This is a genomic window from Fluviispira vulneris, from assembly GCF_014281055.1.
Taxonomy (GTDB): domain Bacteria; phylum Bdellovibrionota_B; class Oligoflexia; order Silvanigrellales; family Silvanigrellaceae; genus Silvanigrella; species Silvanigrella vulneris.
The window spans coordinates 83,406-100,057 of record NZ_JACRSE010000005.1; the positions used below are offsets into that span (position 1 = coordinate 83,406).

The 16,652-nt window shown below is 35.0% G+C and carries 16 protein-coding genes and 1 tRNA gene; 5 read left to right on the plus strand and 12 right to left on the minus strand.

What is annotated here, in order from left to right; translation table 11 throughout:
• Positions 1-20 precede the first annotated feature (20 nt).
• Complete coding sequence (locus H7355_RS11790; protein ID WP_186647753.1) at positions 21-1,424, minus strand: hypothetical protein; 1,404 nt, start codon at positions 1,422-1,424, stop codon at positions 21-23.
• Between the two features lie 184 nt (positions 1,425-1,608).
• On the opposite strand from H7355_RS11790, the gene H7355_RS11795 reads away from it, so the two are divergent.
• Positions 1,609-1,833, plus strand: coding sequence for a NifU family protein (locus H7355_RS11795; protein WP_130611241.1), 225 nt, complete (start codon positions 1,609-1,611; stop codon positions 1,831-1,833).
• Positions 1,834-1,835: 2 nt separating this feature from the next.
• Positions 1,836-2,984 carry an Mrp/NBP35 family ATP-binding protein gene (locus H7355_RS11800; protein ID WP_186647755.1) on the plus strand — a complete coding sequence of 383 codons (1,149 nt, stop codon included), beginning with the start codon at positions 1,836-1,838 and terminating at the stop codon, positions 2,982-2,984.
• A gap of 8 nt (positions 2,985-2,992) precedes the next feature.
• Here the strand turns inward: H7355_RS11800 and H7355_RS11805 are convergent, their stop codons facing one another.
• The 11 genes from H7355_RS11805 to H7355_RS11855 all read right to left on the minus strand — a co-directional run bounded on the left by H7355_RS11805 (position 2,993) and on the right by H7355_RS11855 (position 14,394).
• Positions 2,993-4,384, minus strand: coding sequence for a homocitrate synthase/isopropylmalate synthase family protein (locus tag H7355_RS11805; protein ID WP_186647757.1), 1,392 nt, complete (start codon positions 4,382-4,384; stop codon positions 2,993-2,995).
• On the minus strand, positions 4,374-5,402 hold the full coding sequence (locus H7355_RS11810) for an alpha/beta fold hydrolase (RefSeq protein ID WP_186647759.1): 1,029 nt from the start codon (positions 5,400-5,402) through the stop codon (positions 4,374-4,376). The genes H7355_RS11805 and H7355_RS11810 overlap by 11 nt, the downstream gene beginning before the upstream one ends.
• A 22-nt stretch (positions 5,403-5,424) precedes the next feature.
• Positions 5,425-6,270, minus strand: a complete 846-nt coding sequence (locus H7355_RS11815) for a HesA/MoeB/ThiF family protein (RefSeq protein WP_186647762.1) — start codon at positions 6,268-6,270, stop codon at positions 5,425-5,427.
• A gap of 134 nt (positions 6,271-6,404) precedes the next feature.
• Positions 6,405-7,268, minus strand: coding sequence for a HesA/MoeB/ThiF family protein (locus H7355_RS11820; RefSeq protein WP_186647764.1), 864 nt, complete (start codon positions 7,266-7,268; stop codon positions 6,405-6,407).
• A 137-nt stretch (positions 7,269-7,405) separates the two neighbouring features.
• Entirely contained in the window at positions 7,406-8,575 is a 1,170-nt protein-coding gene (locus H7355_RS11825; protein WP_186647766.1) for a response regulator, read from the minus strand.
• A gap of 141 nt (positions 8,576-8,716) precedes the next feature.
• Positions 8,717-8,791: transfer RNA gene (locus tag H7355_RS11830), tRNA-Asn, on the minus strand.
• Positions 8,792-8,913: 122 nt separating this feature from the next.
• Complete coding sequence (locus H7355_RS11835; protein WP_186647768.1) at positions 8,914-9,576, minus strand: hypothetical protein; 663 nt, start codon at positions 9,574-9,576, stop codon at positions 8,914-8,916.
• A gap of 23 nt (positions 9,577-9,599) precedes the next feature.
• The gene (locus tag H7355_RS11840) at positions 9,600-11,033 is read right to left on the minus strand and encodes a DUF4340 domain-containing protein (protein WP_186647770.1); all 1,434 of its coding nucleotides are present in this window, start codon (positions 11,031-11,033) and stop codon (positions 9,600-9,602) included.
• Positions 11,030-12,685: a Gldg family protein gene (locus H7355_RS11845; protein ID WP_186647772.1), complete on the minus strand. Its 1,656-nt coding sequence runs from the start codon at positions 12,683-12,685 to the stop codon at positions 11,030-11,032. The genes H7355_RS11840 and H7355_RS11845 overlap by 4 nt, the downstream gene beginning before the upstream one ends.
• A gap of 3 nt (positions 12,686-12,688) precedes the next feature.
• Positions 12,689-13,417, minus strand: a complete 729-nt coding sequence (locus H7355_RS11850; RefSeq protein WP_130611283.1) for an ABC transporter permease — start codon at positions 13,415-13,417, stop codon at positions 12,689-12,691.
• The gene (locus H7355_RS11855) at positions 13,414-14,394 is read right to left on the minus strand and encodes an ABC transporter ATP-binding protein (protein WP_186647774.1); all 981 of its coding nucleotides are present in this window, start codon (positions 14,392-14,394) and stop codon (positions 13,414-13,416) included. The genes H7355_RS11850 and H7355_RS11855 overlap by 4 nt, the downstream gene beginning before the upstream one ends.
• 172 nt (positions 14,395-14,566) lie before the next feature.
• On the opposite strand from H7355_RS11855, the gene H7355_RS11860 reads away from it, so the two are divergent.
• The 3 genes from H7355_RS11860 to H7355_RS11870 all read left to right on the plus strand — a co-directional run bounded on the left by H7355_RS11860 (position 14,567) and on the right by H7355_RS11870 (position 16,634).
• Positions 14,567-15,064 (plus strand): response regulator, encoded by a 498-nt coding sequence (locus tag H7355_RS11860; RefSeq protein WP_130611289.1) that lies wholly within the window; start codon positions 14,567-14,569, stop codon positions 15,062-15,064.
• Positions 15,065-15,070: 6 nt separating this feature from the next.
• Complete coding sequence (locus H7355_RS11865) at positions 15,071-15,856, plus strand: amino acid kinase family protein (protein ID WP_186647776.1); 786 nt, start codon at positions 15,071-15,073, stop codon at positions 15,854-15,856.
• Positions 15,857-15,941: 85 nt separating this feature from the next.
• Entirely contained in the window at positions 15,942-16,634 is a 693-nt protein-coding gene (locus H7355_RS11870) for an NAD(P)H-binding protein (protein WP_186647778.1), read from the plus strand.
• Positions 16,635-16,652: the final 18 nt, after the last annotated feature.

Consider the following 16,652-nt stretch of genomic DNA (forward strand, 5'->3'; position numbering starts at 1 on the left):
AACCAAAATTTTCTTTATAATTACAACGAAAAATTAATTCCCGATTGCGTTGTAAATAAATTCTGAGTCTGTGTTCCATCTGGTAATGTTTTTATTTTCCAATCATAGTATCCAAAACTGCAACTAAAAAAGAAATACTGATTTGTGCTTAATTTCTTATCAAACGAATACTTAAGAATAGGAGTAATAGCAACAGAATTTGCATCGGAAGCAATCAATTTACGCGACACATAAACAAGTGAGAAATCTAAGCCTAACTGCCAATTTCGCGTGATTAAATAGACAGGCTGAACATCGATACTCAAACGATTTGCCAATCGTGCAGTCTGTAAACCATCCTGTATTAAGGATTTTTTGTCATCCGCAATTTTTAAAACAGGTAATTCAGAAGCGTAGGTATTATTTAAAAGAATAATTCCAGATAAAATCCCAGCATATGGGGTAAAATAAAACTCCGAAGAATCAAGTATGCCAATTGTATTCTGTGGGTAATTTGGAGGAATTCTTCCTTTCCCCTTATATGAACTTGAAACAGTTCTATTATATGGTTGAACATTTTTATCAGCAGGAAGTGATTGAAACCAAACAGTGGTATGACCTTTTAAACCATCTGATAAAGGTCTTGAAAAAATACCACCAACCATAAACGAAGACGTATTCACTACCGTATCTAATTTTACATTATTATTTTCATTTTTTTGTTTGTTTAATTCTTGATAATAACGAAGGGCAAAAATGGGTTGAAAAATTTTTCCTTCAGATAATAAAAATTTACCCGAAAAAAAAGCAGTTAATATTAAATCATGTTCGTCATAGAGTTGTGGATTATTATCGTTATCTAAGATCTGATTGCCATTAATATCTCTCCCTGTAGCAAAAACAGATTCATTATTTAATGCTAGTGATGCTTGAAAAACGTCATTTTCATAACCAAAGCCTTGTAACTCAATTTGATTAAAAGGATTGTCCAATTGAAATAAATAAACATTTTCGAATTCAAAAGTTCTTCTTCCTACCCAAAATGAAGATATTTTTGCACTGCTCGGAAAATTTAAATAAAAATCTCTTAAGTGATATTTATTTTGTTCATATTCTTTTGGATATAAATTATAGATAAACGGCGAATCCCAAAAATAATCTACTCTAACTTTTAGCGAAACCCAATCACGTAAATCCAATGAAAACTTCGCAGACAGAGAATCAACACTGTAAGCAGTTGCACTGGTAGCTTGATTTTCTGAACTTTGATTTGGTGAGTTTCTCAAAGAAAAATTTTTACCCGCTGTTCTTAGAGCGCCTCGCCCCTTAAAACCGAAACTCATACTCCAAGAGTCTGAAAGAATTATATTTTCATCTGCATAGACATTAAATGTTTTTAAAACACTTAATATAATTATTGCTGATATAGTACCTACCTTGTTCATGAAAATAAACTCTTTTGAAAACATTTGATTATAAAATACAAGTTGATTCACCCGAGATTAATATGTGATTATACTCAAAATACTCTAACAAGCCCCCCTTGACCGAGTAAGTTCAGATACTATGTTCATAATGAAAAAATATTTCAACCTATAGGGGTTGTCTCTCTTTTTATGAGGTTCTTAAATGATTGCAAAGATTCAGGAAATTATTGAACAACAAATCCGACCTGCTCTCCAGTCCGATGGAGGGGATATAGAGTTGATTGATGTCGAAGATGGTATCGTTAAGGTAAGGCTCGTAGGAGCTTGTTCTCATTGCCCTTCTAGCGCAATGACTTTATATCAAGGAGTGGAAAAAATGCTTATGGAAAAAGTGCCTGAAGTCAAAGGCATCGAGCAGGTCTGGTAAAAATGACTGAAAATACTAAACAAATACTTGATACAGTTCAAGAACTAGAATCTGTATTGTCTTTTGCTGTGCAAAAATCCTTAGGAAATTTCACTTGGAAAGAGAGAACTCACTCTGTTGAAGAAGAGAGTGGAGTGTTTAAAGTCCGTTTTTATTCTGACGGTTTAAACTTAGCAGAAAAAACTGCAATTGAAGCTATTATCAAAGAAAACTTGGGCAAAAATAACTATAATTTTTCAGTTTATTTTGAGCGCAAGGATAAACCAGCATCACAGCCACAAAAAACGCCCCACGCTCCTCCTCAAAGCTCGGGAGCTCATGAGCAAGCAGCGCATTCTCAGCAAAAACCAGATATGCGTCCTCCATCGGGGAAACGACCTATCTCCGGAGTTAAAAGAATCATTGCCGTTGCAAGCGGAAAAGGAGGTGTGGGCAAAAGCACGGTGAGTGTAAACTTAGCATTAGCACTTTATAATCAAGGATATAAAGTGGGCATACTCGATGCTGATATCTACGGGCCTAGCGTCCCAACAATGCTTAATATACATAAAGACCCATTGGTGAATGAAAATAATAAAATTATTCCCCCTGAATCTTTTGGCTTAAAAGTTATGTCATTTGGTTTTTTTGCCCCTGAAGAAACGGCTGTAATTTGGCGAGGCCCCATGATCATGAAAGCCTTGCAACAGTTTTTCTGGGATGTTGAGTGGGGTGAACTTGATTTTTTAATTATCGATCTTCCTCCTGGAACGGGCGATGCTCAGTTAACTTTAGTGCAAAGCATTCCAATTTCAGGTGCTGTTATCGTAACAACACCACAAAACGTTGCTCTTCTCGATGCTGTAAAAGGCATTGCGATGTTCCGTAAAACAGATGTCCCTATCATTGGGGTCGTCGAAAACATGTCAACTTTCTCTTGCCCTGCATGTGGAACTGAGACACATATTTTCGGTGCGGGCGGTGCTGAAAAAGTATCTGAAAAATTTGAGGTCCCTATCCTTGGACATGTTCCTCTGATTCCTGAAATTCGTGCTGCAGGTGATCTTGGTGAACCATTAACTTCACAGCCTAAACACGCCGTTCGTATTCGTTTTGCTGAGATTGCTGAAAAAGTTGTTAAAAACACTTTGACAATGGAAAATAAAAAGTAATTTATTGGTCAAATTAAACTTTGGTTATATGACGGTGACATGACAAAATTTAAAAAACGGCCAGTTCCTGATATATATTCATAAGTATGTTCAAGTTCAGCAGGAATAAAAATCGTTGCTGGACTTTTTATTAATTGACTCTCATTATTTATTGTTACCTTAGCGACAAGACCCGTTCCATCAGAATTATTCCCCATAAAAACAAAAATACTGTCACAATGATGTGCATGCGTATCGACATGAGGTTCATAACTTTCTGCATAATCTTCTTTAAAAAGACGTTCGATGATATAAACAGGAGATCTTTCATCCACTCGAAAATCAATGTAAACCCAACGATCACCCACTCCATGTCTGTGATATTTTAACTCTTCAGCAGATTTTAAAAAGGGGATCCCGATTTTAAAATCATTTAAAAATCTTTTTTGATTTTCTCGAATATATTCCTTAGTAGCCATAGACCTTTTCATCGCAAAAGGTTCTGGTGATAAATATTCATATGCTTGATAGTTTTTTGAATTCGCTTTTGTATGATATTTTGATGTATGGATAAATACATTTTTACCTACGATAGGTCTATAAAATTCAGGTGTAAAATGGGCAATTCTTGAAACAATACTTGCTAAATATTTTGTTTCCTTAAAATTATAATCAGAATAATTATAAAATTCTTTTAACGAGGCACTCATTTGAAATAAATCACAGATACCTGCTCTCTCACCTATTCCAAGCACGCTGACATCAATGACAGTGGCACCCGCCTCTATAGCAGCATGGGCATTGGCTAATGCTAATCCTAAATCATTGTGAAGATGCACTTCTATTTCGCATTTAAATTTACTCACAGCCAAACGAACCATCTGCTTACATTTTCTAGGATTCCACGCACCGACCGTATCTGCCAAGCTCAAACGATCTAAGCTTTCTTCTGCTAACATTTGTGCAATTTCTTCAACGATATCATGAGATGTACGTGAAGCATCTTCTATCGTAAATCGAACTTTTAAACCTAATTTTTTTGCATAACGAATGGAAGATTTAACTTGCTCTTTTACCCAATCTTTTGACTTATTTGTATATTTAGTCTCAAGAGATATAGGGTTAAATGAAGCCCATATTCCAACCCAATTTGCCCCAGTCCGATATGCAGAAAGTATTTCAGAATGACAAGCGCGAGAATGCACTAAAATATTTGTACTTTTAATTTCATTGCAAATTGACATGCATGTCTCTTCTTCTTTTATTGATATTCCAGGATGTCCTATTTCAATAGTGTCTACACCAAAAAGAGCTAAATGCTTTGCAATTTCAATTTTTTCTTCTAGAGAAAAGCAAACACCGTAAGCTTGCTCGCCTTCTCGCAGAGTGGAATCAAGAAGTTTTATTTTATTACGAAGCACTTTCTGTTTCCTTATTTTTTAGAAAAGACACTATAGCGTCTATATATTTTTTCCGATTATTTTCATAGATAATCCAATGTGTTGCATTTTTAATAATAATTTCTTTTTTAAATTTTACACCTGTAAGTTTTTTAAAAAGATTTTTATCTGCAAATAAATCTTGATCGCCATTAATCACTAATGTTGGTTGAATAATTTTAGATATTTCATAAACAGGTCGTTCATTCCATACTTCAAAAAGATCTTTCATTGGCCCCATGACTCTTCTAATTGAACCAGGAACTCTGCTCTTGCTATCAAGATTTCTATATACTTTCTCAATTGAGTTAATTGTGTCCTGAGTTACTAAATCTTTTTCTTGCATCATCATTTTCCAATGTGAATAAATCGCTTCCCAAGGAATATTTTGATACGCTCCTAATTTAGCATTAAATTGATTATTCTTATCTGCAAAAGGTTTGGTAAATAAGGGAAGACTGAAGGAATGCATTGCTCCCGTTAAAACTAATTTATCAACATTTTTATGATTTATTGAAGCATATTCTGCTGCTACAATTGATCCAAAAGACCAACCAATGAGGGAAACTTTTTCAACATTTTTTAATTTAGTAATATAATCGATTATGACAGAAAGTTGTTTTATAGCATCTTTACTTTGTAGGGGATAAACACCTTCTGGTGGTGGATAAATTTCCATTTCTTTTGGATAAGTTGATTTACCCATTCCTTCAAAATCAACACTAAAAACATCCAGTCCCGCTTTTGCCAATTCATCCATAAACGAAACAGCAGGTATATCAAATGCTTCTGCAGAAGGAATACAAAGCGGTGGGAGTAAAATAACAATGCCCGATCTTTTATTCTTTGCTATCGCTTTATTAAAACTTTTTTCTTTGACATACAACGTGCTTTCCGAACCATATTTTATAAAATGCTCGGTTATTTTGATATTGTTAGAATAGGAATTTAAGCATACAACTAACTGAATAAAAACAATGAAAAACTTAAAGTAACGCATTTTCCCATGTCCCTTCCATTAATTAAAGCAATGAATTATCCCATGTTCCTTCCACTGGATGTTCTATTTTTACCATTTCAGTCCTACCTAAATCAATTTTAACTAAATTTGGTGCATAACTAGGAGAAAGATTGTTTCGCTTTAAAATATATTTAAATACCTCAAAACTTGCCAATAATCCTACGATATTCGCAACAGGACAAAGCACTGCCCATGGAGCTTTTTTATCTACAAAAGCATTGGCCCATTCTTCATGTGCACCAAATTTAACAGAATTTATTGCTCTCTCATTTTTTATTTTTAATATTTCATTTTTAACTTCGTCACTTAATTCTTTATTATAAGAATTATGTCGCAAAACAATTTCATAAGGAGGTGTATTGTCTGAAAAAGTCATCACGCCACCACGGAAGGGAGGAGTCACTGCAATCCAAACGGATGGAATTTGAATTTTTTGAGCTGTCCTATGAATAATAACTCTCGTCACAAGATTGTCAGTAGCATCTACAACAATGTCAGAATCTTTTAATAATCGATAGGCATTTTCTTCATTAAACATTTCCAATGAAACTTTTACATTTATATTTGGATTGATGTCTAATAATGTTTCTTTAGCACATTCTGCTTTGTATTTATTAATTCTTGAGACCGATGAAAGCATTTGTCTATTAATGTTACTCAATTCAAATTTATCCATATCTACAACATGGATATTTCCTATTCCCATTCGAGCGAGCGAGATGAGAGTCACTCCACCTACCCCACCCGCACCAATGACAGTTACTTTTGCTTTTGCTAAACTTATTTGTTCTTTTTCTGTTATAACTCCAATGTTTCTCATAAAAATTTCATTTTCTAATGATTGCATTTCTTATCCTTCAATTTATAAAATATTTTTAATTATGCTTTTCTAATTTACCCTAAAGCTTTTCTTGATTTTGTTTTTTACAGGATTCTAAATCTTTTCTTGATTAAGCTTATTAAGTTATTATAAATCTATTCTTAAATATGAATAGCCTCCCAATAGCCCTGACTTGGTGTCTGTACAGAAACGGGATAAAGCAAGTTATCCAAATCGATTAAAATCCCTTTTGGAGCTAATGCAAGCGGTTTTTTACCGATAATAAGCTGAATAACTTCATGACAACTAAACGATGCTAATAAAGATGCACGAATAGGAGTTATTATCCACCCAACTTTTCCTGCGCAGAAATCATCTGCCCATTCTTTTGGTGCTCCCTTTTCAACCGAATATTGTGCTCTTTGTTTCTTTAAATTTTGCACAAATTCATGCACTGAAGGATCCGAAATTTTTTTCCCATGTGTTGGTATATTTAAGGCCGTTTCGTAATCAATCCCATCCGGAATAAAAGTAGAAACAAAGCCCCTATGTGGCGGACTTCCTGACATAGAAACACTGGGAATTCCATGTTTTTTTGCTGCACGATGGACAATAATTCTCGAAGGCATATCATCCAACGCTTCGAGCACAACATCATGACCTTTTATCAAATCATCTACATTTTCTTCTGTAACTTTTACTTGATAAAATCGAGATTTTAAATATGGATTAATATCTTTTAAATATTTTTCAGTGGAAATACTTTTTGCTACATCAATTGTAGAACAAAATGCCAACATCTGTCGATTGATATTTGAAATTTCAAATGTATCAGGATCCACACCACTCAAAGATCCTATACCTGCACGCGCACAGAGAATGGCCTCCATTCCACCCACACCACCTAAGCCAAAAATAATAACTTTACTGTTAGCAAGCATTTCTTGCTCTTTATGTGAATAAACTCCAATATTTTTTTTGGTCATTTCTGAATAATATTCAGCTTCATTTAACTTAATATTCATGTTCCCCCCTCTTACAAGAAGCTTTATAAATGAGTCTTAAGCTCTTGCAAACAAAAGGGAATAGGCGCAACAAAATGTTTCATATGTTGTGTATTTTTTGTTTATTTAAAAAATTTCTTTCCCACAATTATTTTAGCTCAACTTGCACGCGAAGTTTTCATGACAGATTGATTTGGGAAGTTTTTTTGTTGCTTCAATTGATAAGATAAAATTGCTTCAAATAAGCGTTTTGATAAATTTTGATTTTCAAACTCAATGCCAATGCACCATTCTCCAGATTCAGAACTTGTCCATGAAATCTTACCAGACATAGATTGTATTCGATGTGCTAAATCTTTTTCTCCTACTTTTTTCTTAGTGCTAGAAGATAAAGTTGAAAGTGAAGATGATTTTTTCTGCTGCTTTTTACCTTTTACTTCTGCAGCATCTAGCTTCGTCATACCTTTTTTATTTTTTTCTTGAGCTACAACAATTTCTTCTTTTGAATTTGTAATATGAGAAATTTTTGAAAGTTCAAGCATACTCCCACTTTCAATATCTGAATGCGATGGAAGTTTTAATGTAACTGAACTTCCTGAAGAGATTATTTCCATACTCGCTAACAGTAAATTCCAATCCGTTAATCCAGATTTTCCTTGTTTACTTGGTTTTAATTTCACACCGCTCAAAGAACAATCTTCAATAATGCCGCAAAAATAAATTGGTATAGGAGCTACAACTTCTGCTTTATTCTTTGTTGTTTTTTTCTCCTTAAGATTTTTCCCAATCTTTTTTGTAACTTTTTCTGTTTTTGTCTCGACTTTAGCTCCAACAGCTTTTTTATTTTTTTGTGGCGCTAATATTTGCTGAAAAGCAAAAACACTTTCATTTTCAAGTAACACCTCAGCAAAGACAGGCAAATGGCAAGCAACTCTCTTTTGAGTTCTTGTCTTGAGCTCACAAAAGCGCTGTGCCACAGCAATCACAACTTCAGGATTCACTGGCTTCTTCAGCCAACTTTGACAGTCAGCATAGGGTTGTAATGATGTCTCAATGGACTGAATCACATCTGGTCGATCAAATGCCGTGATTAAAATGGGTGTGTCATACAATTTTTTAAGGAGCAGAGCTGTTTTAGCTCCATTCAAATCTGGTAAATCAAAATCAATGACAAATGCATCTACACCTTCGCTGCATTTAGCCAATTGAAGCGCTTCTGCAGATGTCTTAGCCACAAGAACCTGTATACCCGGATAATGATCTTTAAAGACTTCACTGGTCATAACAAGACTGGCTTTACTTGAATCAGCAATTAAAATTTTCTTCACTTTTGACTCCCAAGGGTTGAGCTCGCTTGAGAGATTATAAGCTGAAAATAAAAATAGCTGTGCGACAAAAAAGTAAATGGGAAAAATTTATCTATTTTAAAATAAGGGAAAAATAAGGAATTTTGCGGCTAGGATGAAGAATGGCTCCCCAGGGGTGGATTGAACACCCGACCAAGTGATTAACAGTCACTTGCTCTACCACTGAGCTACTGAGGAACGTCTTCGTGAAAGTGTGTCTACATAATCGCGAGAGAGAGGTCAAGTCGATTTAAAAAAAATTTTTCATTTTTTTTATTTCATGCTTTTTTGCTCTATTTTGAGAAAAAATATGCCTATTTTTAAGGAATAAGTCCATCTGCCGCCAAAACATCGCTTTTTTCCCAAGCAAACTCCCACTTATGAACTCGCTGCTGTCCGCTCACAAGTGGGCGAAGAATGTCGAGTCGCTTCAGTCGACGGTGAAAATTTCCAGGATCGATTTCTTGGCTTGAAAGCATACCCACAAGAAGACGAAGGTCTTGGATTGAAAAGACTTGCGAAAGCAGCTCAAAGGTAAAGGTCGTATTTTTAACCCACAGTGGAACTTGATTGAGACACTCCCTTAAAAAAAGACGGCTGTCAGGAGCCAAAATAGAGTCTTGAGAGAAAAGATTTTCAGCATCTAGCCAAACCCCCTTTGCATACGAAGAAAACTCTTGGGGAAGCGCGATAGCACGCACAATGGCTATACTTTGGGATTGTTCAAAGAGGAGATCTCTATCGTAGACATCAACAATACGATCTTTGCAGCGAGCAGAATTGAGCCAATTTTCTAAGTCAGCAAACGGAACTTCTGAAAGAAGATCTCTTAGAATTTGGCGTGTTCCACCATGTAAATGAAGGTCTTGCTTCAGCATAATGCTTGGGAAAGTCTGTCTGTCACTTGTGGGATCTTTGGTCACCAAAACACGAAGGCTATCGCTGACTGCAGCGATAGGTATCAAAAAAAGTTCTGTTTTCAAAAGAAATTACTCCATCTATTTTTTTACTGACGCGTGGACGTATCACCAACTGAATAGAGTTGAGCAAGCAGTGAAAGCCACCCAGCTTCAACGATATACACGGTGGGAGCATCTGAACGCTTTAAGTACACACTTTTTTCGTTATTTGGAACCCTGTTGCCAACAATAATTTCAATAGACTTTGACTTAGAATCGGATCCGAGCAAAAAGGCAAAAGTCTTAAGTGGCTTAGTTAGACCAAATTTCACAAGATCTTCATTGGTTGCATTTAAAATAAGATCATCAGCCGCCATCAGCTCCCAATTAGAAAAAAAAGTCAATACCTCTGCATTTGGAGGCTGAGAAACGGAAGGTTGTTGCGTTTCTGACTCAACAAAGTACCAATTATTGTCTTTTCTTAAATATGTAGAGTTCGACAGTTTTATGCCGGAAATGTGATCTAAGTTTACGCCAAGTAAAACTTGTCTATTGCGAAAATACTTGTCTTTGGGAATAAGATCGCTCCAAAGGTCAAGGTTCAGCTGAGCAACAGCACCGTCTTTCATTGTAACAAAAATACCGTCCTTTGTAATTCCATATTCGAAATTTTGTAGAGTTTTACCAGCAGAGTCTTTAAAATCGACCACCCCTGCAGGCGGAAGTAAGTTAAATTTCTTCTTTAATTCCGGAGTAACCTCTGAGTTTTCATATACTTTTTGTGCTAGAAGCCCTTGATAACGGCCTAAAAACTCATCAATAAAAACACCGTCTCCAGGCCATGCAAATGGTTTTTGCATTTCCCATTTGTTGTTCTTATCCTTTACCATAACAATATCATTCTCATGGGACTTTACTTCAAGAAAAGCCACATCAGCCCCTTTAAAGTCGCTCACTCTTTTACTGCGGAAATCGGAAAGCATTTTATTTTCAAGAACTGAAATAAAGCTATTATTAACCACTAAGAGCAACTTTTTTGCGGGGTTCATTGCATAGACTGATGAGGAATTTAAGTTTGCTCCACCCTTTTTTCCAATATCGAGATCATGACCAATAAAAAGCTGTTTGATCTCAGAATTTTTCAAATCAATTGTCACAGAGTTCTTTGTATTTTCTAAACCAAACTCAGTTAACATAGCCTTATCGCCTTTAAGAGCTGCTTCCGTTCGAGGCAGTTCTTGCTGCACCGTAATTTGCTGAATTGCAGCTAAAATATTATTTACTGCATCTTGATCGGCGGCAACAGCGATTGGAGAAATAATTTTCCAAGGAGATGTGAATGTATCGCGTGCAAAAGTAAATACAGAATTTTTATTTTGCACTGTAAATTTAATAACATCTTTTGTATCAAAAAAAATTGCATATGTTGTTTCTTTTTGCCGCTCTTCCTTTTTTTCGGTCATATAATTATCACCGTAGTAAACACCAATAAGAGCGCCAATTGCAACAATTCCAAGTGCTACTTTAATTGAATACTTCATGCAGATCTCCTCTTAAACCATATAAACAAACCTGATATAGCTGTAATTACTGGTAATATACCAGCAAAAAAGGGCAGCCATCTCCCTGGATAAAGGGACATATTAAATTGCTTTGGAGTGAAATCACGTGGAGGTATAGAAACCAATTCTTGATCCTGATATAAATGAGCAACTGTTATAGGCAAAAGATTTTCACTGATTGGATTATCTCTTGCATAAGGCCCCAATATACTAAAGCCAAAAACAACTACTTGCGCTTTATCTTTAGCAGGATCTGTTTCTTTATTTAATACTTTTTCTACTGCTAGGTTTGAAGCACCAGAAATATCAAGATTGACACCAATAGTCCAGATTTTATTCGCATCAAAATTAGCATCAGGAGACAATCGGAATGGAGCCATTAAATCAATTTTATTTCTGACTTCAGGAGCTATTGTGATAGGAGCTGCACTATATGCAGAGAGAAGATTTGTTGCATTTATTAGAACTTTTCCGGTTGGATTTTCATTTGCAAGAATTGAAATAGGACGTCCACCATCGAGAGGCATAATAGCTTGTGCACCATAAACGTCTGCAAAAACTTTAGTGATAGGAGAATCAGGATTGAAATTACTTGCTAAAATAGGGGGTCTAGAAAAATTTTGCTTTACAAGCTGTTGCCCGATCGGCGTCGAAGTATTTAATGTTAATAAAATAGGATCTAATTTCAGATTTAATTCTGTGTATAGCCTTTCGAGCCCTTGCTCACGATAAGGATTTACTAATAAAATTAAACGCCCACCAAATCCAATAAAATTTCTTAAAATATTTTGAACTTCTTCTCCATACAAGAGATTATTATCTCCAGCAATCAAGACTTTAGCTTCTTGAGGTAAGTTACCTTGCTTGATATTCCACTCTTTTACTTCATAAGATTTAGCTTGTAAAACACTTACAACATCTGAATAACTGCGACCAGAATTATCAGGATTTACGCTCGGCTCACCACTACCAGATAAAAAATAAACTACTTTTTTAAATTTAACCAAATTAATAATAGCATTTGTTAGCTTACTCTCAGTAATAACTCCATCTATTTCACTTTTATTATTACCACTCATTAAAACAAGACGAGAAAAGCCCGAAGGCTGAATTTTCTGAACCATAGCCTTATCTGTTAAGCTCAATTGACCTACATTTATAATTTGAGGTGATGTTTTCATATATAAAGATAAGAGATCAATATTGCTGTCGCAATAGTTTTCACCTAGATTTGATGATGGAACACAAATAATTTCTACAGGTTTTGTGAGAGTAGATAGAATCTTTACACTTTCAGGAGTTAAAGAGTTTATTTTATTTGAAGTCAGGTCAAAAGATTTTGAAAAATTATTTTTATTTAAAACAACAGCAAGACCTATGATTAAGCACATACCAATCAAGCTTGAAATAATAGCTTGGGCAAAATATTTTGGTGCATATTTTTCTGCTGTATTTTCTTTGTTTTTATTATTTCCTAAAGGAGAAACTAAATAAGCAAGAACAATAGCGCCTAACAAGACGAGACCAATCGGAAAATATTTGTTAATTAAAACTAAATTTTCCCACATAAGCAAAGTAACAAAAATCAAAAAAATAGTCGCAATTGAAAATTCAAGTTTATGCTTTTTCATTATTTAAAATCTCCATTTTTTACTTTCCATAACAAACCGGCATAAGAAAAGAAAAACAGAAATAATTGCAATATATGTTGCAATAGAACCTGTTTTTATCATGCCTTTTGTAAACTCTGAACTCAGCTCTAATAAATTAACACTGTGTCTATACCAGTCTGGGATGCCAGGAAAAAAACCTGAGAATATAAATAGCAGAATAAAAAATGCAGATCCTAGATAACTAATAATAGGATTCTTTGTAAATGAACCAATAAAAAGTCCAATTGCAACAATAGTCGCACTGTTCAAAATAAAACCAATCCATCCACTTAACAAGACTTTTAAATCAGGTTCGGTAAAGATAATTGAATATAGTGGATAGAGTGCCATAAAAATACCAATCACTCCGAAATACAACATTACACCTAGAAATTTCCCGTATACGATTGCCCATGTAGAAATAGGAGCAGAAGCTTGCAATCTATAAGTGCCATTTCCCAAATCTTCACTCATAGTTTTCATAGTAAAAGCGGGAATAATAAAAATATTTATGTAATTTAAAAAATTTAATATTTGTCCAAAAATATCTGCAACGGGATCGATGGACTGCCCTCTGATCAATAACATTTGCACAACAATATAAAATACAATTCCAGACACTAGAAAAATAATACAAGCAGCTATCCATCCTAAAGGTGTACCAAAAAATCCTTTAAAATCTCTTCCTGCAATTGCTAAAGTCACACTCATATAATTTCTCCTGTAGGGGATATTTGAGCCTGATGATGACCAGGTTGTGAACGAATCACTTCAAAAAATATTTCTTCAAGACCTTCTTTTTTCTCTTCAATACCTATTAAAGGAAAATTTTGTTGAACGATCTGTTCAGTTACATTAGCAATATTTTCTCCTCCCGAATCCGCCCAAAACTCATTCCCAAATTCGACCAAGATAGAATTGTTTTTCTGTGACATTGACTTTGCAGATTTAACATAATTTCTCTGTTGAAACCAATGCAAAGCATGTTCTGTTTTTGAAGCAAATGTATATAAATAATATAATGGTTTTGAATTATCATTTTTAATAGAAGTTTTAGCAGCAATATGTCCATTATTTATGATAATAACTTCATCACATGTTGCTTGCACTTCAGATAAAATATGCGAACTTAAAATTACAGTTCGTTCGCTTGCTATTTTTTTTATTAATTTTCTAATATGTAAAATTTGGTTGGGATCAAGACCTTCGGTTGGCTCATCAAGGATTAAAACTTCGGGCCTATGGATAAGTGCAGCACAAAGCGCTACGCGTTGACGATATCCTTTAGATAAATTCCCAATGATTCTTTCCGTGACATCACTCACATCACAATCTTCTATCACTCTTTCAACCGCGGATTTCCTCTCTTTTCCACTTATACCTCGCAATTTTGCGACATAATGAACAAAATCTCTAACCCGCATTTCCTTATATAGAGGAGGATTATCAGGTAGATAACCCACATGGGCTTTAACATCTTGCGATTGTTCCACAATATCATAACCACAGATCTGAACACTTCCTGAACTTGGTCCCAATAAACCCGCTAAAATGTCCATTGTTGTTGATTTCCCAGAGCCATTTGGCCCTAAAAACCCGCAAACTCGCCCAGAGCCAACTGAAAAGTTTAATCCATGTAAAACTTTTCGCTCGCCAAAGAGTTTAACAAGTCCTTTTACTTCAATCATTTAGACCTCCTCAAAACAGACTCGACTCGGAAAGAAAAAGCGGCAGAAATTTACCGTCAAATAGTCAATATCCTAATGGGTATGATTGATATTAGCAAATTTAAGGAAATCAAAGAAGCAACCGATCTTTAATAAGGTTAATGAGTTACAGTTATTTGAAAAGGCTTCTTGCATGAAAAAACGAAACTTTGGAGACCAGACTTTTGCCAAACGAGTCGCTGCTCTCAACAAAAAAGCAATGGCACATGAGCACGTTGTTAATTTAGATGCCTACAGAGCTGCTTCACGTAGACCAGAAGCAAAAACAATTCTTGTTGTCGACGACGAGCCGGTCATGCGGAATGCTATTAAAAGAATTTTTGAAAAAGATAATTTTAGAGTTTTAATTGCAAAAGATGCAATGGAGCTTTCTAAGATAATTGAAGACACAAAACTTGATCTCGTTTTACTCGATATTCAACTCCCATGGGTTGATGGCTATGAATTGTGCGCCCTACTGAAGTCACATCCTCTCCTGAAAAATTTGCCAGTGGCTTTTGTTTCAGGCAATAAAACAGAAGAGGATATTCGCAAAGGCTTTGATGCTGGTTGTGATGAGTACATTACAAAACCTTTTGAAGTAGAAGCAATTCAGCGAATGGTGAATCAACTGTTGTTGAAAACGAGTTAGGTAACAATGGATCCTAAAAAAAAATGTATTGTTCTTAAATTTGGGGGAGCCTCCGTGCGTTCTCCTGAATCTTTTTCTTCTATTGCAGATATCATTTTACAACGCAAAAAAGAATATGAACGAGTGATTGTTGTCGTGAGCGCAATGGGTAGCACGACAGATGATCTCATTGCTTTGGCAACGAAAGTAAATCCTAACCCACCAAGACGTGAACTCGATATGCTCATTTCGGTGGGCGAACGTATCAGTGTTGCTTTACTAGCCATGGCACTGTCAGCAAAAGGAAGTGAAGCAATCAGTTTTACCGGGAGTCAATCTGGAATACTAACCACAAACGATCACTCTGACGCTAAAATTGTAAATGTAAAACCACACCGCCTCATTCCACACTTAGAATCCGGAAAAATCGTTATCGTTGCAGGCTTTCAAGGAATGAGTCTTGCAGGCGAAATAACAACTTTAGGTCGGGGAGGATCGGATACGACCGCCGTTGCCCTTGCAATTGCTTTAAAAGCAGATCTAGTTGAATTTTTTAAAGATGTTTATGGCATATATAACACTGATCCAAAGCTAGATAAACAAGCAAAGCTATTGTCAATATTAAGCCATAAAGAAGCTTTAAATATAGTAAATAGAGGAGCTAAAGTCCTGCATGCACGTTGTGTGCTTCTTGCCGAAAAAAACGCTGTGCCACTCAAAGTTCTCCCCTTTGCTCATTATGAAGAGAAAAATGTTGGCACTCTTATTGAATCTAATGAAAAAGCAGATTTACATATTTCCTACGAAGTTTGATATCATGCTTAATACAAACTTTATGCAAGTTTGCAGATCGACGTTCTTATTCTTAATTTTCCTTAGCTAAAGGAGATTATTAGAAATGAAGCAAGTTGTTATTGTAGGCGGCAGTGGTCTAGTCGGAAATCATATTTTAAATGTCTTAGCCCATAAGCAAGATATAGCAGTCACATCTCTCGTACGAAAAGTTGTTGGAGACTCTAACATCCCTTCAATAACTGAAGTGATATTTAATTTTGAAGACCCAAATGAATATAAAAAAATCGGCTCAGAGATTAAATGCGATATTTTTTTCTGCTGCATCGGAACAACTATTCGCAAAGCAAAATCTGCTGAGAATTTTTTAAAAGTTGATCGTGATTATCCCATTTTATTTATTGAAAATATCAAAAAAAACTCACCGAAAACAATTTTTGTTTTCGTCTCTAGTATTGGTGCAGCAAATCCACGAGGACTTTATTTAAGTGCAAAAAGTGAAGTAGAAAATGTTTTGAGAAAAAGTCTATTACCTTATATTATCGCTCGACCAAGTTTACTTATTGGCAAAAGAAAAGAGTTTCGTCTCGCAGAACAATTGGGCGGAATAATATTCAATAAAATTGACAATTTTCTTAAAAAGATAAATATCAGTGATGCACTTGCTATTAATAAATATGTTCCCATTAAAGCAACAGAAGTTGCAGAATGTCTAGTGCATAGTGCAATTAATTTTGACAAAACTATACCAGGAATCGTTATTGAAGGAAGAGATTTTAGCAATTTTACAAATTCGTGAGAAAATTATTACAATTGT